General features: G+C 61.9%; 19 protein-coding genes. 15 read left to right on the forward strand and 4 right to left on the reverse strand.

Going from position 1 to position 18256, the window contains the following annotated elements; translation table 11 throughout:
- The first annotated feature begins 1 nt into the window (after position 1).
- From AC0L3H_RS03360 to AC0L3H_RS03380, 5 genes are all read left to right on the forward strand, one after another.
- Positions 2-700, forward strand: a complete 699-nt coding sequence (locus AC0L3H_RS03360; RefSeq protein ID WP_473584614.1) for a fumarylacetoacetate hydrolase family protein — start codon at positions 2-4, stop codon at positions 698-700.
- Positions 693-2228, forward strand: a complete 1536-nt coding sequence (locus tag AC0L3H_RS03365; RefSeq protein WP_473584502.1) for an acyl--CoA ligase — start codon at positions 693-695, stop codon at positions 2226-2228. Before AC0L3H_RS03360 ends, AC0L3H_RS03365 begins: the two co-directional genes overlap by 8 nt.
- Positions 2228-3205: a 2-dehydropantoate 2-reductase gene (locus tag AC0L3H_RS03370; protein ID WP_473584503.1), complete on the forward strand. Its 978-nt coding sequence runs from the start codon at positions 2228-2230 to the stop codon at positions 3203-3205. The genes AC0L3H_RS03365 and AC0L3H_RS03370 overlap by 1 nt, the downstream gene beginning before the upstream one ends.
- A 227-nt stretch (positions 3206-3432) precedes the next feature.
- On the forward strand, positions 3433-3786 hold the full coding sequence (locus AC0L3H_RS03375) for a SnoaL-like domain-containing protein (RefSeq protein ID WP_473584504.1): 354 nt from the start codon (positions 3433-3435) through the stop codon (positions 3784-3786).
- 188 nt (positions 3787-3974) lie between these two features.
- Positions 3975-4331 (forward strand): ArsC family reductase, encoded by a 357-nt coding sequence (locus AC0L3H_RS03380; protein WP_473584615.1) that lies wholly within the window; start codon positions 3975-3977, stop codon positions 4329-4331.
- Positions 4332-4347: 16 nt separating this feature from the next.
- Here the strand turns inward: AC0L3H_RS03380 and AC0L3H_RS03385 are convergent, their stop codons facing one another.
- Both AC0L3H_RS03385 and AC0L3H_RS03390 read right to left on the reverse strand, forming a co-directional pair.
- On the reverse strand, positions 4348-5850 hold the full coding sequence (locus tag AC0L3H_RS03385; RefSeq protein WP_473584505.1) for a xylulokinase: 1503 nt from the start codon (positions 5848-5850) through the stop codon (positions 4348-4350).
- Positions 5851-5895: 45 nt separating this feature from the next.
- Positions 5896-6879, reverse strand: a complete 984-nt coding sequence (locus tag AC0L3H_RS03390; protein ID WP_287172033.1) for a sugar-binding transcriptional regulator — start codon at positions 6877-6879, stop codon at positions 5896-5898.
- 138 nt (positions 6880-7017) lie between these two features.
- Here AC0L3H_RS03390 and AC0L3H_RS03395 point away from each other — a divergent pair, with 138 nt between their 5' ends.
- Positions 7018-8346 (forward strand): sn-glycerol-1-phosphate dehydrogenase, encoded by a 1329-nt coding sequence (locus AC0L3H_RS03395; RefSeq protein WP_473494424.1) that lies wholly within the window; start codon positions 7018-7020, stop codon positions 8344-8346.
- 4 nt (positions 8347-8350) lie between these two features.
- Positions 8351-9160, forward strand: a complete 810-nt coding sequence (locus AC0L3H_RS03400; protein WP_128245667.1) for an HAD-IIB family hydrolase — start codon at positions 8351-8353, stop codon at positions 9158-9160.
- Positions 9161-9310: 150 nt separating this feature from the next.
- Here AC0L3H_RS03400 and AC0L3H_RS03405 read toward each other — a convergent pair whose 3' ends face one another.
- Positions 9311-10231, reverse strand: coding sequence for a sugar-binding transcriptional regulator (locus AC0L3H_RS03405; protein ID WP_473584506.1), 921 nt, complete (start codon positions 10229-10231; stop codon positions 9311-9313).
- 155 nt (positions 10232-10386) lie between these two features.
- Between AC0L3H_RS03405 and AC0L3H_RS03410 the strand changes: the two genes are divergently transcribed.
- From AC0L3H_RS03410 to AC0L3H_RS03445, 8 genes are all read left to right on the forward strand, one after another.
- Entirely contained in the window at positions 10387-11274 is an 888-nt protein-coding gene (locus tag AC0L3H_RS03410) for a carbohydrate ABC transporter permease (protein WP_031255008.1), read from the forward strand.
- A gap of 1 nt (position 11275) precedes the next feature.
- Positions 11276-12148, forward strand: a complete 873-nt coding sequence (locus tag AC0L3H_RS03415; RefSeq protein ID WP_473584507.1) for a carbohydrate ABC transporter permease — start codon at positions 11276-11278, stop codon at positions 12146-12148.
- 59 nt (positions 12149-12207) lie between these two features.
- Positions 12208-13713 (forward strand): ABC transporter substrate-binding protein, encoded by a 1506-nt coding sequence (locus tag AC0L3H_RS03420; RefSeq protein ID WP_473584508.1) that lies wholly within the window; start codon positions 12208-12210, stop codon positions 13711-13713.
- 69 nt (positions 13714-13782) lie between these two features.
- Complete coding sequence (locus AC0L3H_RS03425; protein ID WP_091596091.1) at positions 13783-14508, forward strand: SDR family oxidoreductase; 726 nt, start codon at positions 13783-13785, stop codon at positions 14506-14508.
- A 31-nt stretch (positions 14509-14539) separates the two neighbouring features.
- Positions 14540-15607, forward strand: coding sequence for an ABC transporter ATP-binding protein (locus tag AC0L3H_RS03430; protein ID WP_473584509.1), 1068 nt, complete (start codon positions 14540-14542; stop codon positions 15605-15607).
- 42 nt (positions 15608-15649) lie between these two features.
- A complete protein-coding gene (locus AC0L3H_RS03435) occupies positions 15650-15817 on the forward strand; it encodes a hypothetical protein (protein WP_473584510.1) in 168 nt (55 codons plus the stop codon).
- Entirely contained in the window at positions 15771-15977 is a 207-nt protein-coding gene (locus AC0L3H_RS03440) for a hypothetical protein (protein WP_473584511.1), read from the forward strand. Before AC0L3H_RS03435 ends, AC0L3H_RS03440 begins: the two co-directional genes overlap by 47 nt.
- 185 nt (positions 15978-16162) lie before the next feature.
- Positions 16163-16981, forward strand: coding sequence for a hypothetical protein (locus tag AC0L3H_RS03445; protein WP_473584512.1), 819 nt, complete (start codon positions 16163-16165; stop codon positions 16979-16981).
- 367 nt (positions 16982-17348) lie between these two features.
- Here AC0L3H_RS03445 and AC0L3H_RS03450 read toward each other — a convergent pair whose 3' ends face one another.
- Positions 17349-18173, reverse strand: a complete 825-nt coding sequence (locus AC0L3H_RS03450; protein ID WP_473584513.1) for an NYN domain-containing protein — start codon at positions 18171-18173, stop codon at positions 17349-17351.
- Positions 18174-18256: the final 83 nt, after the last annotated feature.

Raw genomic sequence — 18256 nt, forward strand, 5'->3', positions numbered from 1 at the left:
CATGCACGGCACGACTTCAAGCTACGTCATCGAACCGACCGCAATCCCGAGCATCCCGGTGGCGGGAACCGACAAGCTGTTTCCGGTGCATCGGGTCTATTGCGTCGGGCGGAACTATGCCGCGCATGCCGTCGAGATGGGACACGACCCCGACAAGGAGCCGCCATTCTTCTTCCAGAAGAACCCCGACAACCTTGATACGACAGGAGAATTTCCGTACCCTCCGGCCTCCAACGATGTTCATCACGAGATCGAAATGGTCGTGGCGCTGAAGAGCGGCGGTACCGACATCCCGGTCGAAAAGGCTCTGGACTGCGTGTTCGGTTATGGCGTAGGTCTCGATATGACGCGGCGCGACCTGCAAGGGAAGGCGAAGGACATGGGCCGTCCATGGGAGGTCGGCAAGGCCTTCGAGGCATCGGCGCCATGCACGCCATTGGTTCCGGGAAGCTCGGCCGGCCATCCCAGCCAGGGCGCGATCTGGCTGGACGTCAATGGTCAGCGAAAGCAGACCGGCGACCTCAACCAGATGATTTGGAAGGTTCCGGAAATGATCAGCTATCTCTCAGGTCTGTTCACGCTGATGCCGGGGGACATCATTCTTTCCGGCACGCCGGCGGGCGTCGGCGCGGTCGTTCGCGGTGACGTTCTTCGTGGCCATATCGATGGCGTCGGCGACCTAGAGGTTCGCGTTGTCTGAAGCGGCCCCGATCATTGAGCGGCTTGCCGCCGGAGCCGACGATGCGCCGGCGATTTCGGCACCCGACAGGATCACGCTCACGCATGGCGGACTGCGCCGCCTGATCTCCGAGACGGCAGCGCAATTGCATGCACTGGGCCTCGGCCGTGGCGACCGGGTGGCCATCGTGCTGCCGAACGGGCCGGAGATGGCGACGGCCTTTGTCGCAGTGGCGGCGGCGGCGTCGACGGCGCCGCTCAATCCGGCCTACCGGGCCGACGAGCTCGATTTCTATCTGACCGACATCGGCGCCAAGGCGATCCTCGTCGCCGAAGACGAAAGCGGCCCGGCGGTGACCGTGGCCGAGCGCCTCGGCATAGCGGTGCTCAGGCTCACGGCACTGCGTGACGCACCAGCCGGCAGTTTTGATATCAAGGGCAAACCGGTTGGTCCGTCTGTTTCGCCCGGCCTAGCTGAAGACGGCGACATCGCGCTGTTGCTGCACACGTCCGGCACCACGTCACGACCCAAGCTGGTGCCGCTCAGCCACGCCAATCTCGCCGCCTCGGCCGCTCATATCGGCGCGACGCTCGGCCTGACGGCCGGCGATCGTTGCCTCAACATCATGCCGCTGTTCCACATCCATGGGCTGATCGCGGCGGTGCTGTCCTCGCTCGCCGCCGGCGGCAGCGTCTTCTGCACGCCGGGCTTCAACGCGCTGCGCTTCTTCCATTGGCTGGGCGAGGCGCGGCCGAGCTGGTACACGGCGGTGCCGACCATGCATCAGGCGATACTGCCGCGCGCAACGCGCAATGCCGAGGCGCTGGCCGCAGCGTCGCTTCGCTTCATCCGCTCGTCCTCGGCATCGCTGCCACCGCAGGTGATGGCCGAGCTCGAGGCGACCTTCGGCTGCCCGGTGATCGAATCCTATGGGATGACCGAGGCCGCGCACCAGATGGCTTCGAACCGGCTGCCGCCGGGCCTGCGCAAGCCGGGCAGCGTCGGCGCCGCGGCCGGACCGGAGGTGGCGGTGATGGCGCCGGACGGGCGATTGCTGCAGCCCGGTGACACCGGCGAGATCGTCATTCGCGGACCTAATGTCACCGCGGGCTACGAGAACAATCCGGACGCCAATGCCACGGCTTTTGCGCATGGCTGGTTTCATACCGGGGACCAGGGCGTGCTCGACGACGACTTTTATCTGCGCGTCACCGGCCGGCTCAAGGAGATCATCAACCGCGGCGGCGAGAAGATCTCGCCGCTCGAGGTCGACGACGTGCTGATGGACCATCCGGCGGTGGCGCAGGTCGTCACCTTCGCCACGCCGCACGACAAGCTCGGTGAAGAGGTCGCGGCTGCGATCGTGCTGCGCGAGGGCATGGCCGCGACAGAAGCCGACATCCGCAGCTTTGCCGCGACACGGCTTGCCGACTTCAAGGTGCCGCGCATTGTCCTGATCCTGGACGAAATCCCGAAGGGCGCGACCGGCAAACTGCAGCGCATCGGTCTCGCGGCCAAACTCGGTCTTGCAAAACCTGGGCTGGGATAATGCGGATCAGCATTTTTGGCGCTGGCGCGATCGGCGGCTACCTCGCGGCCAAACTTGCCATGGCCGGCCGCGTCGATCTGTCGATCGTGGCGCGCGGCGCGCATCTCGACGCGATCAGGGCAAACGGGCTTCGCCTGATCGAAGACGGTCATGAATCCGTCGCCTCGGTCAGGGCCGCCGCGCAGGCGCAGGAGCTAGGCGCCCAGGATTATGTCGTGCTGGCGCTCAAGGCCCATTCCGTCGCGCCAGCGCTCGACCAGATCGCGCCGCTGCTGGGCGAGGGAACGGCCGTCGTCACCATGCAGAATGGCGTGCCGTGGTGGTATTTCCACAGCATCGGCGGGCCGCTCGAAGGCACGCGGTTGCAAGCGGTGGATCCCGGCGGGGTGATCTGGGACCGGCTTGGGCCGGATCGCGTCATCGGCTCGGTCGTCTATCCCGCGGCAGAGGTGGATGCGCCCGGCCTGGTCCGCCATATCGAGGGAAAGCGGTTCTCGCTTGGCGAGCCCTCGGGCGAGAAGAGCGAGCGTGTCACGCGGCTTGCCGAGGAGATGGTTGCGGCCGGGCTGCAGGCGCCGGTTCGCGACGACATCCGCAGCGAGATCTGGGTGAAGCTGTGGGGCAATCTCTCCTTCAACCCGATTTCCGCGCTGACCGGCAGCACGCTTGCGGCAATCGCTGCCGACGAGGCCACCCGCACGCTTGCCCGCACCATGATGCTGGAGGCGCAGGCGATCGGCGAAAGCCTCGGCGTTCGTTTCCCGATCTCGGTCGACCGCCGCATCAAGGGTGCCGGCGACGTCGGCGAGCACAAGACCTCGATGCTGCAGGATCTGGAGCGTGGCCGGCCGATGGAGATCGACGCGCTGGTGACGGCGGTCCAGGAACTCGGCCGGCTGACTGGCCAGCCGACGCCGACCATCGACAGCGTGCTGGCGCTGGTGCGCCGCCTCGCCATCGAGCGCGGCTGCTATTGATGTACCAATCGTGAAGTTGCCGCCTCGCTCTCCCGGGCGAACGAGTACTTGTATCGACAGAGATCTGGATCGCATGGCTATTGATCGTCGCATCACAAGTGCTTCAGCGGTCAAGGCTGGCGCGCAATACTCATCCTGACATAGGTTGTCAGCTATCGAGCGGACCGCCAGTGGCAGGTTAGCAAACGGTTCCCTATTTGGAACGCGTCTGAACAGGAGGAACACGCATGACCACCGCGGAAATTGCCAAGGATTTCACAGAGCTGCTCAAGCAGGGTCAGAACCATATTGCGGCTGAAAAGTACAATGCCGACGACGTCGTCAGCTACGAAGCAATGGAAGGGCCGATGGCCATCTGCAACGGCAAGGAAGCCGTGAGGCAGAAGGGCCAGTGGTGGGAAGAGAACAACGAAGTTCATGACGGCTCGGTCGAGGGCCCATATGTCAACGGCGACCAGTTCGCAGTGCGCTTCAAGTTTGACATAACGCCCAAGGCTACAGGCGAGCGCGTCAGCATGGATGAGGTTGGTCTGTACACGGTCAAGAACGGCAAAATTGCCGAAGAGCGCTTCTATTATTGAGGCCGGAACCGGATTTCGGAAGCTCTGTCACTCGCTGCATCGTTGGTGATCAGGCATGGCGGCCAGGACGATGCCCTGGCCGCCATGTGAGCAAGCTCAAATCCCCTTCACATATGGTCGCTGGCAATGCTTGAACGGTGGTTTACGGTGCGGCAGATTCGATGAGCGACCAGCCGAGGGCCAAAATATTGACGATCACCATGTACGGCATCACCAATTGCGATACGATCAAAAAGGCGCGCATCTGGCTGGAAAGCCACGATGTCGCCTATCGTTTTCACGACTACAGGGTCGAGGGGCTGGAGGCGGATAGGCTCGACGGCTGGTCCGGCAAGGTCGGCTGGGAAATCCTGCTCAACAAGTCGAGCACGACGTTTCGCGAACTGTCGGACACGGACAGGCTGAGCCTCGACGAGAGGAAGGCCAAGGCGCTGATGCTGGCCAAACCGACGATGATCAAGCGGCCGGTCCTCGATCTCGGCGATCGTATCCTCGTCGGCTTCAAGCCTGATGTCTATCAGCAGGCGGTAGGCGGGTTGAAGTAGCCGGACGGGATGCTTTTCACGCTCCAGCTCGCCAGGCGAATCGGGTCGCGGAAAAGACCTTGGCCTGTCTGGCCGAGAGCGCGTCCCACGCTGCGCGGCAGCCGGGGTCGGGCTCGATTGTCTCGGCGATGCTCGTCATCGCATCCGCAGCCTCGGCAAAACCCTCGAACCATCCGATGCCGACCGCCGCGCTGATCGCTGCACCGAGCGACGAGGCTTCGGCATTGTGACCCTTATGGATCGCGATCCCGGTTGCGTCCGCGATCATCTTTGTCCAAAGCCTGCTGTTGGCGCCGCCGCCGATCGCCACCATTTGCGCCGGCGAAAGACCATGGCTGCGCATCTCTTCAAGAGCCCGGGCGGTTTGCAGCGTCATTGCCTCGAGCCCTGCACGATAAAAATGACCGAGCGTGTGCGAGGGGTGCATGCCGATGAAGCTGGCGCGTGCGCTCGGATCCCAGTGCGGGTCCATGCAACCGACGAGGGTGGTGCCGGCGAGAAGCCCGTCCGAGCCGATCGGCACGGCCGCCGCTTCCCTTTCGAGGCGGTCGAAGATCGCCGGATCGGAGCGCCCGCCGGCAAACATGTCGACGAACCAGTTGACGAAATAGACACCCGCCCGCTGCACGGCCTCGAGGAAATAGCCATCGCCGGTTGGCGAGGTCATGGTGCGCCAGAAGGCGCCGACCACCGGTTCTGGCGACCAGATTCCCGCGATGATCGCGGTTCCGAGATTGAGATAGACGACGCCGTCGCGCATGGCATTGACGCCCAGCCCGGCGCATTGCCCATCGCCGCCGGCGGCAATCACCGGGGTTCCTTCGGCGAGGCCGGTTGCGGCGGCTGCGGCGGCATGAACGGTCCCGACCCGCGTGCCGGACCGCACCGCATCGGGAAGTTGCGACGGTTTGATGCCGAGATGATCGAGGATCGGCTGCGACCATGCCTTGCGCGAGATGTCGAAGAGACCGAACGGATCGGCGCTGGTCCAGCTCGCGCTTGGCGTTCCCGTCAGTCTCAGCGTCAGATAGCCATGCACGTCGAGGATTTTGTTCGCCTGGTCCAACCGTTCCGGCTCGTTCTCGCGCAGCCATTTCAGGCGATAGACGACCGGCGTCACGTCGATCGGCTTGCCGGTGATCTGGTGCAGCCGCTCACGGCCGATCTCCGCCGCGAAACGGTCGACCAGCCCGGCGGCGCGTTCGTCGAGCCACAGGCTGGCGGGTCCGATCGGCGCGCCGGCGCCGTCGATGAGGGCAACGGTCTCGCGCTGGTTGGAGATCGCGATCCCGGCGATGCGTGTCGCGTCGACCGCGTCAACAAGCTGTCGCAGCGCCGCTGTTGCGGCCCGCCACCAGTCGGTGACCTCCTGCTCGACATAGTCCGGCCTCGGCTTCATCAGTTCGAGCGGCGCCCGGCCTTCCGCCACGGCTCGTCCGTCCCGGCTCCAGGCAATCGCCTTGCAGGATTGGGTGGAACTGTCGAGGCCGACGACAAGAGGTCCGTCGCTGCTGCCCATGATTGTCCTCCCGAGACGATGAGTTCCACCGGTGCTGGTTACCGGCTATTCCAAGAGACTGTTCGCGGTGGCCATGTCGGTGACAAAATGTGTCGCATATCCGCCGCCGAGCCCGGCCCTGATCGCCGCCATCTTGCGGGCGCCACCGGCGGCGCAGATGCGGACCGGCACCGCTTTCAATTCATCGAGCGTGATGCCGACGGTGCGTCCGTCGAGCGGTGTTGCGAAAGGGGCTCCTTGGGCGTCGATGAACCGCCCGATGATGACGCCGAGCGCTCCCTGCTCGATCATGCCGGCAAGTGCGGCGGCATCCGATATCCCGGCTCGGGCATAGGTGCTCTCCGGCCCGATATCGCCGATCCCGAAGATGACTTTGCCGGCGGCATGGATCATGCGAAACTGGTTGACGAGCATCGGCTCCTGCATGAGTTGGTCGTGCAGTTCGTCGGTGGAGACGATCGCTGGGGCAAGCAGGTTTATGCAGCGGGCGCCGAGCCGGTTGGCCATCAGCGAGGTGCAGAATTCCGGCGAGAAATCGCTGGTGCCGATCGAGCTTCCCGAGAGCTGGACGACGGTGAGGTTCCGATCATGCCGTAGTCGTGGGATCGAGCGGGCGGCAGCGAGCACCGTTTTTCCCCAGGCAACGCCGATCGTGTCGCCCGGATCGACCATCGACGCCAGCAGCCGTCCTGCCGCTTCGCCGATGCGGCGGTCGGCATCGTTTGGATCGAGGTCGGGGATAACCGCGGCGCCGCGAAGCCCGTATTTTTCCATGAGACGCCGCGAGGTCAAGGTGCGGGCAAAAGCGTCGTGGTCGACCTGCACGGCGACAAGTCCGCTTTCGCGCGCCTCCTGCAGATAGTGCACCACGCTCGCCCTGGAGACGTTCATGACCTTGGCCACATCGCTCTGGTTGAGCTGGTCGACATAGTAGAGCCAGGCAGCCCACGCCACCGCGCTGTCGAATTCGGGCGGCAGTGCCGAGAGCCCAGATGGTCGGACCATGTCGATGTCGGCATTGGCATTCATGTCCCTTTTTCCGCAGGTTTGCAGAACGAAGTCAAGCGTCGCGGGCAAATGCTTGACAAAAGACAGTGATAGGTGACTATTGTTTATAACGCCAACGCTCCTGCGCCTCGATTACAGGGTCGCCAGCATGAGGACGTCATGACCAATCCGGCAGCCGGATCCTGGACGGCATTGATCGACGACATTCTGGATGGGCGCTGGACCAACCCTGAGACCGGTGAAAAGGCGGTGGTGCCGTATGACCGGATTGTCATCGAAGAAAGCCTCGACGGGCGGGCGGCCGATCTGGTTTCGGAACTCGATCTGGGGGAGCGGTTCACGGTCGTTGCGGATGCCGCCACCTATGAGGCGCTTGGCCAACGCGTTGCGCGCGAACTGAAGACGCTCGGCCCCGTCGATGTGGTGATCCTGGATCATCCGCATGCCGACATGGCCAATGTCGAAAGCCTCGCCGTCAAACTCGCCGATGCGGATGCCGTGGTCGCGGTCGGTTCCGGCACCATCAACGATCTCTGCAAGTTCGTCACCGGCAGGAATGAGCGGCGCTATTGCGTGTTCGGGACGGCCGGTTCGATGAACGGCTACACATCGACGACTGCGTCCATCACACTTGAAAGCGGCCTGAAGGTATCGCTGCCTTCCCACGCCCCATCAGGCTTTTTCGTCGATCTTGGCGTCTCCGCTGCCGCCCCGACCTACCTGTCGGCGGCGGGGTTCGGTGACTGCCTTTGCCGCTCGGTCGCCCAGATCGACTGGTGGATGTCGCACCGCCTGCTTGGCACTGCCTACCATCAGGTCCCTTTTCTCATCCAGGAAAAGGATGAGACGGCGCTCAACAAGCGAGCCGGAAATCTTGCCGAACACGACATCGAGGCCAATGGCTACCTCTATCGCGTGCTGACGCTCTGCGGTCTCGGAATTTCCTTCACCGGCGTCTCCAATCACGGTTCCATGGGCGAGCATCAGATATCGCACTACATCGACTGTTTCGCCGGCGAGCGTCACCCCGGCACGCTGCACGGCACCCAGGTCGGCGTCGCTTCGCTGACCATGGCGCGATTGCAGCAGGCAATGCTTGCAAGCGACAAGCCGCCGGTGGTGAAGGCGACGAAGATCGATCCTGACGACATGATCCGTCGCATGGGCCCGGCTGTCGCCGCACAATGTCTCGACGAACTGAAGAAGAAGGCCTTCGACGAGACTGCCGCCGCGGCATTCAACGAGCGGCTGCAGGAGCTCTGGCCGACACTCAGGCAGGAGCTCAAGCAATTCATGGTGCCTGTCGACGAGATGCAGCGCCTGCTGAAATCGACCGGCGGGCCGATTTCAGCGGCCGAATTGGGCACGCCGGCCGATTTCTATCGCGAAGCCGTCGTTCATTGCCGGGAGATGCGCAATCGCTTCTCGTTCCTCGACATTGCTGCGGATGCAGGAATGCTGGAGGATTTTGCGCGTGGGGAAGCCTGACCGGATGCGCGACCTCGCCGAATTCGGACCCGAAACTGCATCGCGCATTCGCGGCGTCTTCTGCGATATCGACGACACCTTGACCACTGAGGGTCGTCTTCCGGCCGATGCCTACCGTGCGCTCGAACGCCTGCACGAAGCGGGCCTTGTCGTTGCTCCCATTACCGGGAGACCGGCAGGCTGGTGCGACATGATTGCCCGGTTCTGGCCGGTCACCGGCGTGGTCGGCGAAAACGGCGCTTTTTACTTCGCTTATGACCAGGCAACGCGAAAGATGATCCGGGTTTTCGCGGCAAGCGCTGACGAACGCCGGGAAAACAGGCGCAGGCTCACCGAGCTGGAAAAGCGCATTGTCCAGGAAGTGCCGGGTTCGGCGGTATCCGCCGACCAGCAATATCGCGAAGCCGACCTGGCCATCGACTTTTGCGAGGATGTTCCGGCGCTGCCGCTGTCCGATGCCAGGCGCATCAAGCAGATTTTCGAGGAGGCCGGCGCTGTCGCCAAGATTTCGTCGATCCATGTGAACGGCTGGTTTGGCCGATACGACAAGCTGGCGATGACGCGCCGCTTTGCAAGCGAGAGGCTGGGAACCGATCTCGATGCTGAAAGGCAGGCCTATGCTTTCGTTGGAGACAGCCCGAACGACGCCCCGATGTTCGGGTTCTTTCCGAACGCGTTCGGGGTCGCGAATGTGGTGGATTTCCAGGGACAGATCGACGCCGAACCCGCTTTCGTCGCCAGGTCGCGGGGTGGCCGCGGCTTCGTCGAGATTGCCGATATGATCCTGGCGAACCGGAGGTCGGGATTGGGCTGATCGGCGGGCGCGAAAATGCGGACTGCAAAAGACGCAAAAAAGGATGTTCTGCAGGCGATGGAACCGAACCAGGGACGGCTTAGGCAAGTGGGCGCGATGCGCCAGGCAACATCGCACGGCAGCTTCGGCTGCCGCCGCAACCCCGGCCGGTCACAGCGAACTGCCCGTCCCCTGGTCGGTGATGAGGCCGGTGAAGAATCCCTTTTCCAGGAGCTTGGTCATGATGCCGACCTTGTTCTTTCCGCCGGAAACGAGGATGCGCTTGGGAATGTTCAGCGTGTCGCGAGGATAGACCCCAACAATGCGCTCGTTGACGGGATGGTCGATGAGTTCGGCGTCCCGGTCGAAGAAATAGCCGAGAAAGTTCCCGATCGGCTTCAGTCTCAGGATATTGTCGAATTCCTCGTCGGTCATGTAACCGACGCTCCGCAGCGTCGAACTGGTTGTGCCGCCGACGCTCATCAGCGCAAGGTCGGCGTTCAGCGCCTTCTGGATAACCTCGCGCGCGCTCGGTTGCTGCAGGATCGTCTCACGGCTTTCACGGCTGTCGCAGATGATGGGTCCGGGGAGATAATAGGATTCGGCCTGGGTGCGCTGGGCAAAGACGGCGGCGGCGTCGTATTTGTCGATCGACGACCGGCGCGACAGCGAGCCGAGAAGCGGCACGACGGTAACGTTCCTGAGCGCCACCGGCTCGATGTTGGAAGCGAGCCATCGCATGGTTCGGCCCCACGCCATGGCGACCGTCATGTCGTCCCTGAGCAGCGTCTCGACGGTCTGCGCGGCATAGATGCCGATCACTTCGGAGAGCCCGAGTTCCGACCCGGTGTCATCAGGTGTGACGCTGCATATGTCGAGCCGGTACTTCCGCCTGAGCTGTTCTTCCATTTCGAGCGCCTGGGACGTCCCGGCATTGATGCGGATCGAGACGATGCCGCGCTCCTTCGCCTCGGCCAGCAGCCTGTGGATCTTGGTGCGGTTGATCTGCAGCCGCTCGGCGATGGCCTGCTGCGTTTCGCCCAGCACGAAATACTGATGGGCAACCCGTGCCAGCAGACCGATCGACGTCATGAGGGTCCTCCGATGCTTGCGGCGCACCCTTCCGAATGCCGCTGTAGCCGGCCAACAAGTGCTTGCCACAGACAGGGCGACGATATAGCATTTGAACAAATGCACAAGATATGAACATTTGTGCATCGCAAAACGAAGCGGTTCGGGAGGAACGCGTGCGGGTTGCCCAAGCCAGACGTTTCGTCATTTCGGATCACCCGCTGCCCTGGCTGCTGCCGCTGGTGGCGATCCTGCTTGTCTTCACCGTGTATCCCCTCATCTACAACATCTGGCTGAGCTTCCATGAGTTCGTCCCGCGCCGGCGGGCGCTCGAATTCGTCGGAACGGAAAACTGGGTGCAGCTGTGGAACGACACGCGGTTCTGGCAGTCGCTCGTCATCACCTTCACCTATTTCGCCATCGCGCTGATCTTCGAGCTGGTGCTCGGCATGGCGATCGCGCTGCTCCTGGACAGCGACGGCTTCGGTTTCGGATTCCTGCGCGGCGTACTGACGATGACGCTCGTCATCCCGCCGGCCATTGTCGGCATGATGTATCTGCTGATGGAGGATCCGCAGTTCGGCGTGATCAGCTATCTCCTGCAGTCGATCGGACTGCTCAATTCGAACAACCCCATCCTCGCCACCGCGTCGACCGCGCTTGCCGGCGTTCTCGTCGCGGAAATCTGGCAGTGGACCCCGTTCATGGTCCTCATCTTCCTTGCCGGTCTCAGGGCGCTGCCGCCGGAGCCTTACGAGGCCGCTATGATCGACGGCGCCTCGTCGTTCCAGATCTTCCGGCGCATCACCCTGCCGATGATGTCAAAGGTGATCGCCATCGCCGTGCTGGTCCGCGGCATCGATCTGTTCCGCGTCTTCGACTACGTCTTCGTCATGACCTCCGGCGGGCCGGGAGCGTCGACCTACTCGCTGTCCCTCTATGCATGGCAGCAGACGTTCAGCTTCGTAAAATGGGGCTATGGAGCCACGCTCAGCCTCGTCACCCTGGTGATCATCCTCGTCATTGCCAACCTCTTCATCCGTATCGCCAAGGTGAGGTGGTAGAATGAGCGGCTCCTTCTCGACCCGCATGCTTCGCACCATCGCCGCCTGGGTTGTGGTCGCGATCTTCTTCTTTCCGATCTACTACTGGACGTCGGTGGCGTTCAAACACGGCAACGACATCTTCAACCGGCCGCCGAAACTGTTCGCCTTCACGCCGACCTTCGACAATTTCCAGAAGGTGTTCGGGATTTCGCTCGGCAGCGGCGGCATCACCGTGACGCCGGGCGGCGGCAATTTCTACATGGCGCCCCGCGTCTGGGATTCGATCGTCATCGCGACGCTGTCGACCGTGCTCGCTGTCGCCATCGCCACGCTTGCCGCCTATGCCCTGTCGCGCATGAACTTCCGCGGCCGGCACAGTTTCGTCGGCTGGGTGTTGTCGACGCGCATGATGCCGCCCGTCGCGGTCGCGGTGCCGATGTTCTTCATCTACAAGAATTTCGGTCTCATCGACACCTATACCGGCATGGTGCTGATCCACGCGCTGATGAACCTGCCGCTCGCCGTCCTCCTGATGAAGAGCTTCTTCGACGACATTCCTTCCGAGATCGACGAGAGCGCGATCGTCGACGGCGCCAGCCGCTTCATGATTTTTCGCAGGATCGTGCTGCCGATGGCCAAGGGCGGCATCGCCGCCACGGCGGTGCTCTGCTTCATCTTCAGCTGGACCGAATTCCTGTTTGCGCTGACCCTGACCACCACGTCGCTCAAGACCGTGCCTGTCGTCTCGTCGACCTTCGTCACCTCGATCGGCACCGCCTGGGGCAACATGGCCGCGCTTGGCGCCGCCTCCATCATTCCCGCTTTCATCTTCATTCTGTTGGTTCAGAAGCACCTCGTGCGCGGTCTCACGATGGGATCGTTGAAACAATAGATGGGAGGCTCGAATTCGCAGCCTTGAGAAAATCGCGAATTAAACCGGAGGAGTAGACAATGAAAGACAGCATCAGAAAGGCGCATCTTGCTTCTGTCACCGACCGCTTCGTTCGCGGACAGATAGACCGCCGCTCGTTTCTGCGGGCAGCAAGCATACTCGGCCTCGGCGCCGGCGCGCTCGGCATGGGTTTTGGACGGCGTCCGTTCTACGGCATCAGCCAGGCATCGGCTCAGGAACAGGAACTAAAACCCAGCGCCGAAATCACCAAATGGCTCTCGGATGTCGGCAAGCCCTTTGCCGGAACGACGCTTCGTCTCGCCACCGAATCGACGCCGCCGTCCAATGCCATCGCCACGCAGCTCAAGCAGTATTTCGAGGAGGCTACCGGCATCAAGGTCGAGATCGAAGTGCTGCCGCTCGAGCAGGTGCTGCAGAAGCTGACCCTTGACGTCGCTTCGAGCCTCGGCACTTACGACCTCTACTATATCGACCAGAGCTGGGCGGCGAGCTTCAGCCAGGACGTCTTCGATCCGCGCGAGCAGCTCAAGAACGCCGACCTGGCAATGCCGAACTACAACATCGACGACTTCCTGAAGCCGCTCGTCGACGGTATCGCCATGTACGAGGACCGCATGGTCGGCGTACCCTACGACATCCCGATCTTCATCATGCAGTACCGCAAGGACGTCTGGGACGAGCTCAAGCTGCCGCCTCCGGCGACACTGGACGATTTGCTGAAGGCGTCTGCGGCGATCACCGACGCCAAGGGCCCGAACATGTACGGCACCAGCGGCCAGATGAAATCGGGCCATTACAGCCTCGAATGCGATTGGACGGCGTGGCTTTGGGGCCATGGCGGTTCGATTTTCGGCCCCGACGGCAAGTTCACCGGCAATGACGACGCCGGCTTGGCCGCCATGGCCTACTGGGACAAGCTCAAGGCGACGATGCCGCCCGGCGTCGACGGCTGGACATGGGATGGCGAGGGCCAGTCGGTCGGCCAGGGCGTCGCCGCCTCGATGCTGTCCTGGGGCGAATTCTTCCCGTTCTTCGACGATCCCAAGGCCTCCAAGGTTTCGGGCCTGATGGAAGCGATGGTTCCGCCGAAACCTGCCGCGACGCTGCGCACCGTCGAGCAGACCGGGTTCGGCGAGATTCCGGGCGTTGGTCACCAGGGCGGCTCTTCGCTCGCGGTATCGAAATACTCGAAGAGCCCGGACGCCGCCTGGATCTTCATGCAGTGGGCGACCTCAGCCGATACCCAAGCGCTGATAACGGTTCTGGGTGGCGGTACCGGGCCAACGCGCACCAGCGTCTATGACGATCCGCGCGTGCTGGCCAATGCGCGTGTCGGCGCCGGCACGACCCGCCACTTGCCGGTCGTGCGCGACACCATCGCCAACTACATGGGATCCGAGCCCGACCTGCCGGCATGGGCAGAACTCTCGAGCGACATGATCCCGGTTGCGCTGGGCAAATACTTCGCCGGCCAGTCGGGCTCGGCCAAGGAATCGCTCGACGCCCTGAAAACCCAGGTCGACGATCTCGTCGCCAAGGGCTGAGTCTTCCCCCGGGCTGGCTGCCCGAAGGCCGCCAGCCCGGGGTATCTACAATTTCGATTGAGGAAAGCCATGGCTGGAAAACAGCTCGTAGCAGTGACAGGAGCCAGTTCTGGTATCGGCGAGGCGGTCGCCAAGGCGTTTTCGCGCGCCGGCCACCCTGTTCTGATGATGGCCCGCCGTCTGGAGCGCATGGAGGCACTGAACCTGCCCGACAGCATGGCCCGGCAGGTCGATGTCCGCGACCGCGCCGCGATCGCAGCCGCCGTGAAGGAGGCGGAAGCCGAGTACGGACCGGTCGACATGCTGTTTGCCAATGCCGGCATAGCGCGTCTCGCCGACATAGGCCGCCAGCCGCCCGAGGAATGGGACGAGATGATCGACATCAACACCAAAGGCGTGCTGAATTCGGTCCACGCCGTGATGTCGGGCATGATGGAGCGCCGTCATGGAACGCTGTTCATGATGAGTTCGATCGCCGGCCGAAAAATCTATCCGGATCATACGGTCTACTGCGGGACGAAATTCTTCGTTCACGCCGTGTCGGAATCGCTGCGCGACTATCTTTCCGACTACGACGTCCGCGTCGTCGTGCTTTCGCCCGGGGTGATCGAAACCGAGGTTCTGAGCGGCGTCCTCGATCCGCAGACGCTCGCCAACTACAAGGCCAACAAGCTCAAGATCGGCGGCGGCATCGGCCCGGAGCACGTCGCAGACCTCATGCTGCACACCTACCAGCTGCCACAAAACGCTCTCGTGCAGGAAATCGTCATCACGCCGACCAGGCAGAAATACTGACGACCCTGACCCGGGCGTCTGGAGACAGAGAATGGCCACCGTAGAATATAAGAACATCGCCAAGAGTTTCGGCCATGTCGAGGTGATGAAGGATATCTCCTTCGGCATTGCCGACCGCGAATTCGTCGTGCTTCTTGGGCCGTCGGGCTGCGGCAAGACCACGCTCCTGCGCATGACGGCCGGGCTCGAGCGTGTGACCAACGGTGACCTTTTGATCGGCGACAGGCGGGTCAATGACGTTCACCCGCGCGATCGCGACATCGCGATGGTGTTCCAGAACTACGCGCTCTACCCGACAATGAAGGTGTTCGACAATATCGGCTTCAGCCTCGAAGTGGCGAAAGTGCCAAAGGCGGAGATCAGGAAGAAGGTCGAATGGGCGGCGGAAATCCTGAACCTTACGCCCTACCTCGGGCGCTATCCCAAGGAACTGTCGGGTGGCCAGCGCCAGCGCGTCGCCATGGGCCGCGCCATGGTGCGCAATGCCGCCGTCTTCCTTTTCGACGAGCCGCTCTCCAATCTCGACGCCAAGCTGCGCACGCATATGCGCGTGGAAATCCGTCAACTCCACAATCGTCTCGGCACGACTACGATCTACGTCACCCATGACCAGATCGAGGCGATGACGATGGCCGACAAGATCGTGCTGATGCACGCCGGCAGGATCATGCAGATCGGCACGCCCGACGAGGTCTACGAGCGCCCGAACTCGAAATATGTCGCTGATTTCATCGGCTCGCCGTCGATGAACTTCATCGCCGGCGCTGTCGAGACCGCAGGCGGCAGCCCTTGCTTCGTCGCCGAAGGCGTGTCGATCGGCCTGTCACCGCAGATCAAGGCGAAGCCAGGCCAAAGGGTCATCATGGGGGTGCGGCCACACGATCTCGGCATTTCGGATACGGGTGAGATCAAGGGCGAGGTCGTGCTGTCCGAAACGACCGGCGCCGATGTCCAGATTCATTTGCGCGTGGCCGGATACGACGCCGTCGCCGTGGTGCCGCGTGACGAGCGCCGCAACGCCGGCGCCGCGATCAATCTTTCGGTGCTGCCGGGCAAGGTGCACCTCTTCGATGCGGCCACGGAACTGCGTGTCGCCTGAGATTAGCGCCGACGGCGTCGATGCGACCTCGGCAACGACTACGTGTTCGCTGGCACGAAGAAGGGTCAGGCGGTCGGCGAGACGGCGCTCAACGACATGATCACCAAGAACCGCTCGCGCGGCGGTCTGCTGGCCCTGCAGGGCATCGCCACCCAGCATGGGCATGCGCGCCTCGTTCCGCCCATGGGCGAAGGAGCACAAGTTCGATAACGATGCCGCCGAGCTTTGCCTTGCGCACGTCGTCGGCACCAAGACCCAGCAGTCCTATGACCGCGCCGAAATGTTTGGGGAGCGCATCAAGATCATGCGGGCTTGGGGCAATTACTGCACGGGCGTTTCGAACGTCGTGCCTCTGCAAGTGGCGGCATGATGAGCACCCCCAAGCGCGAAACGGTCGAGATGCTCGACGTCTACTCGGACGACAACTGGGCGACTGGTCCATCTAGGACCAGGTCGCAGAGAGGTCTGCCCAACAGCGGACGTTGTGTCGGCGGCCAAGTGAGGTATCGTCCAAATCCAACGTCCCGCAACACTGGAAATTCGATACTTAGATCAATGCTTTCATTACCTCGCGTTTGCCGGTTTCTCATCTTTGTCGCGCTGACAATCGTGACCCAGATCGGTGGCCTTGCCTATCTTCTGGCTTTGCTCGCAACCCACGCTTTGGGCACGCGGCGCCTCGCGGCAAAATTTGGGATGTTCATCCTTTTCTACGCCGCTACAGCATTTGCAGCGAGTTTTGTTGCACCGATATTCGGGCGGGTTCCTCTATCCTGCTTTCCAAACGAGAAGGTCCGTCTTGTCGTGAAGTCGCCGATCTATTGCTTGCTCAACCGCAACTACGTGGCGCCGCCGATGCATGATCTCGTCACGGCGCTTGCGGAAGATGTGGACCGCGAATTCCCTGGCACTGCCACAGTCGCACTGGATGGAAACTTCCCCTTTTGGGACGGTTTTCCGCTGCTTCCGCATCTTTCCCATGCCGATGGCAAGAAACTCGATCTCGCATTCTACTATAAGACCCCGCAAGGCAACTTCCTGAATGGCGTAGCGAGGTCCCCGATCGGGTATTTTGCCTTCGAGGAACCGGCGGCGGGCGACGAACAGCCCTGTGAAGGAAGGAACGACTTCATCACTGCGCGATGGGGTCTCGAGTGGCTGCAGCCATTCTTTCCCGGCTATCAAATCGAAAAGCGGCGCACGGCCTTTTCCCTCCATTGGCTTTCCACGAAAGGCGTCGAAAGGTTCGGGCTGGATAAGATCTTCCTGGAACCGCATATTAAGAATGCGCTGGGCACCACCGACAGCCATATCCGGTTTCAGGGATGCCGCGCCGCCCGCCACGACGACCATATTCATATACAGATCAGGTAGTGATGATGGCGGGCAGATGGCAGCGGCAGAGCGCGCTCTATTGGGCTGAGCTGAGCTGGTCTGGGGGAGCAACCAAATGTCGAAAAGAGAGCCAACTGAGTTGAGCCCGCAAAAAAGAATTGAACTCCAATTCCAAGAGGACTTCCGCATCGATCCACAGCGGGCATACGAGAAACACGGACTCACTCCAATTCTAAAACGTGGCGTCGCTATTGGTTTTGTTCTGTGGTTCGGGCTTCTCATTTGGACAGCCCTCCATCACTGAGCGCGACATGGCCGCATGCGCCTTTCCGTCGTCAAGGATGTCGACGAGCTTCGTTGCTGTTGTGTTACAGTTGCGGGTTTTGGCGGTGGCGCGGATGCAATGCTAGTCGGCTACAATCCACCCTTCACCTGCGGCGGCAATACCCCAAGGGTAGATCAAATCGAACGCGGTTAGCGCTCTCGCCAAGCTGGCATCAGGTGCGAAAAAATCAACGTAGGACCAGCCGGTTCCAGGATCACCGCGTCGCCAGACTCTCAGAGTGCCACCCTTCCAACGGCCCGCGTACTCATGTCCACCCACAGTCACATAATTGATCAAGCCATCGTTCCCAGGATGCCCACCGCTCCCAGAACTTCCGAGTTGGAATGCTGACTGCTGACCATCAGCAGTAAAACAACCGTGATTAGTCTTAAAATCGAACAGCCGGGTGCTATCCGCTGCACCCTTCAAGTCAGCGTTCGCCTGCGGTGGATGCCAGAGAGTTACATGCAAACCCTCGCTGACCAGGGATTTGACAAGGGGAACGAAATCGGAATCGCCTGCAATCAGTGTTGCTTTCGATATGTTGCCCCGAAAAGCGTGGGTCATCATATCAACCGCTAGTCGAACATCGACGCCCTTTTGTCGCCTATCAGCCCCCACAATTTGCCCGAGGGCAACGTGGACCCGATCGAGCGCCTGAATTTTCGCAAACCGATCATGGTCCGGCTGTACGCGGGCTTCATATGCGGCCTGGTTTTCTTCATGCTCCTTGCCTGGAACGGCATCGTAATAGAATATTTTAGAGTACCACCCAGTTGCCAACGCTGGGACGTGGGGTTGGTAGGCGCTCGCATCGCCAAATAAATCCAGACAAATCTTCCTGACGCTTGCTCGCAGGCAACCACCGTCAATGAAAAGGTATTCGCGGTCCCCCCTTGATATCATCGCCGCCTTTATTCCCCTGTGAGTTGCCTATTGTTTTGCCGGAAAGTGGCTCGTGCTCCGGCTGGGCATGATGAAACACCTGC

It is taken from the genome of Mesorhizobium sp. WSM4816 (assembly GCF_055811535.1).

Excerpts from the sequence above, each read along its gene's own strand:
- AC0L3H_RS03360 (WP_473584614.1), top strand. The coding sequence starts at position 2 with ATGCACGGCACGACTTCAAGCTACGTCATCGAACCGACCGCAATCCCG.
- AC0L3H_RS03370 (WP_473584503.1), top strand. The coding sequence starts at position 2,228 with ATGCGGATCAGCATTTTTGGCGCTGGCGCGATCGGCGGCTACCTCGCG.
- AC0L3H_RS03375 (WP_473584504.1), top strand. The coding sequence starts at position 3,433 with ATGACCACCGCGGAAATTGCCAAGGATTTCACAGAGCTGCTCAAGCAG.
- AC0L3H_RS03385 (WP_473584505.1), bottom strand. The coding sequence starts at position 5,850 with ATGGGCAGCAGCGACGGACCTCTTGTCGTCGGCCTCGACAGTTCCACC.
- AC0L3H_RS03390 (WP_287172033.1), bottom strand. The coding sequence starts at position 6,879 with ATGAATGCCAATGCCGACATCGACATGGTCCGACCATCTGGGCTCTCG.
- AC0L3H_RS03395 (WP_473494424.1), top strand. The coding sequence starts at position 7,018 with ATGACCAATCCGGCAGCCGGATCCTGGACGGCATTGATCGACGACATT.
- AC0L3H_RS03400 (WP_128245667.1), top strand. The coding sequence starts at position 8,351 with ATGCGCGACCTCGCCGAATTCGGACCCGAAACTGCATCGCGCATTCGC.
- AC0L3H_RS03405 (WP_473584506.1), bottom strand. The coding sequence starts at position 10,231 with ATGACGTCGATCGGTCTGCTGGCACGGGTTGCCCATCAGTATTTCGTG.
- AC0L3H_RS03415 (WP_473584507.1), top strand. The coding sequence starts at position 11,276 with ATGAGCGGCTCCTTCTCGACCCGCATGCTTCGCACCATCGCCGCCTGG.
- AC0L3H_RS03420 (WP_473584508.1), top strand. The coding sequence starts at position 12,208 with ATGAAAGACAGCATCAGAAAGGCGCATCTTGCTTCTGTCACCGACCGC.
- AC0L3H_RS03425 (WP_091596091.1), top strand. The coding sequence starts at position 13,783 with ATGGCTGGAAAACAGCTCGTAGCAGTGACAGGAGCCAGTTCTGGTATC.
- AC0L3H_RS03430 (WP_473584509.1), top strand. The coding sequence starts at position 14,540 with ATGGCCACCGTAGAATATAAGAACATCGCCAAGAGTTTCGGCCATGTC.
- AC0L3H_RS03440 (WP_473584511.1), top strand. The coding sequence starts at position 15,771 with ATGCGCGCCTCGTTCCGCCCATGGGCGAAGGAGCACAAGTTCGATAAC.
- AC0L3H_RS03445 (WP_473584512.1), top strand. The coding sequence starts at position 16,163 with ATGCTTTCATTACCTCGCGTTTGCCGGTTTCTCATCTTTGTCGCGCTG.
- AC0L3H_RS03450 (WP_473584513.1), bottom strand. The coding sequence starts at position 18,173 with ATGATATCAAGGGGGGACCGCGAATACCTTTTCATTGACGGTGGTTGC.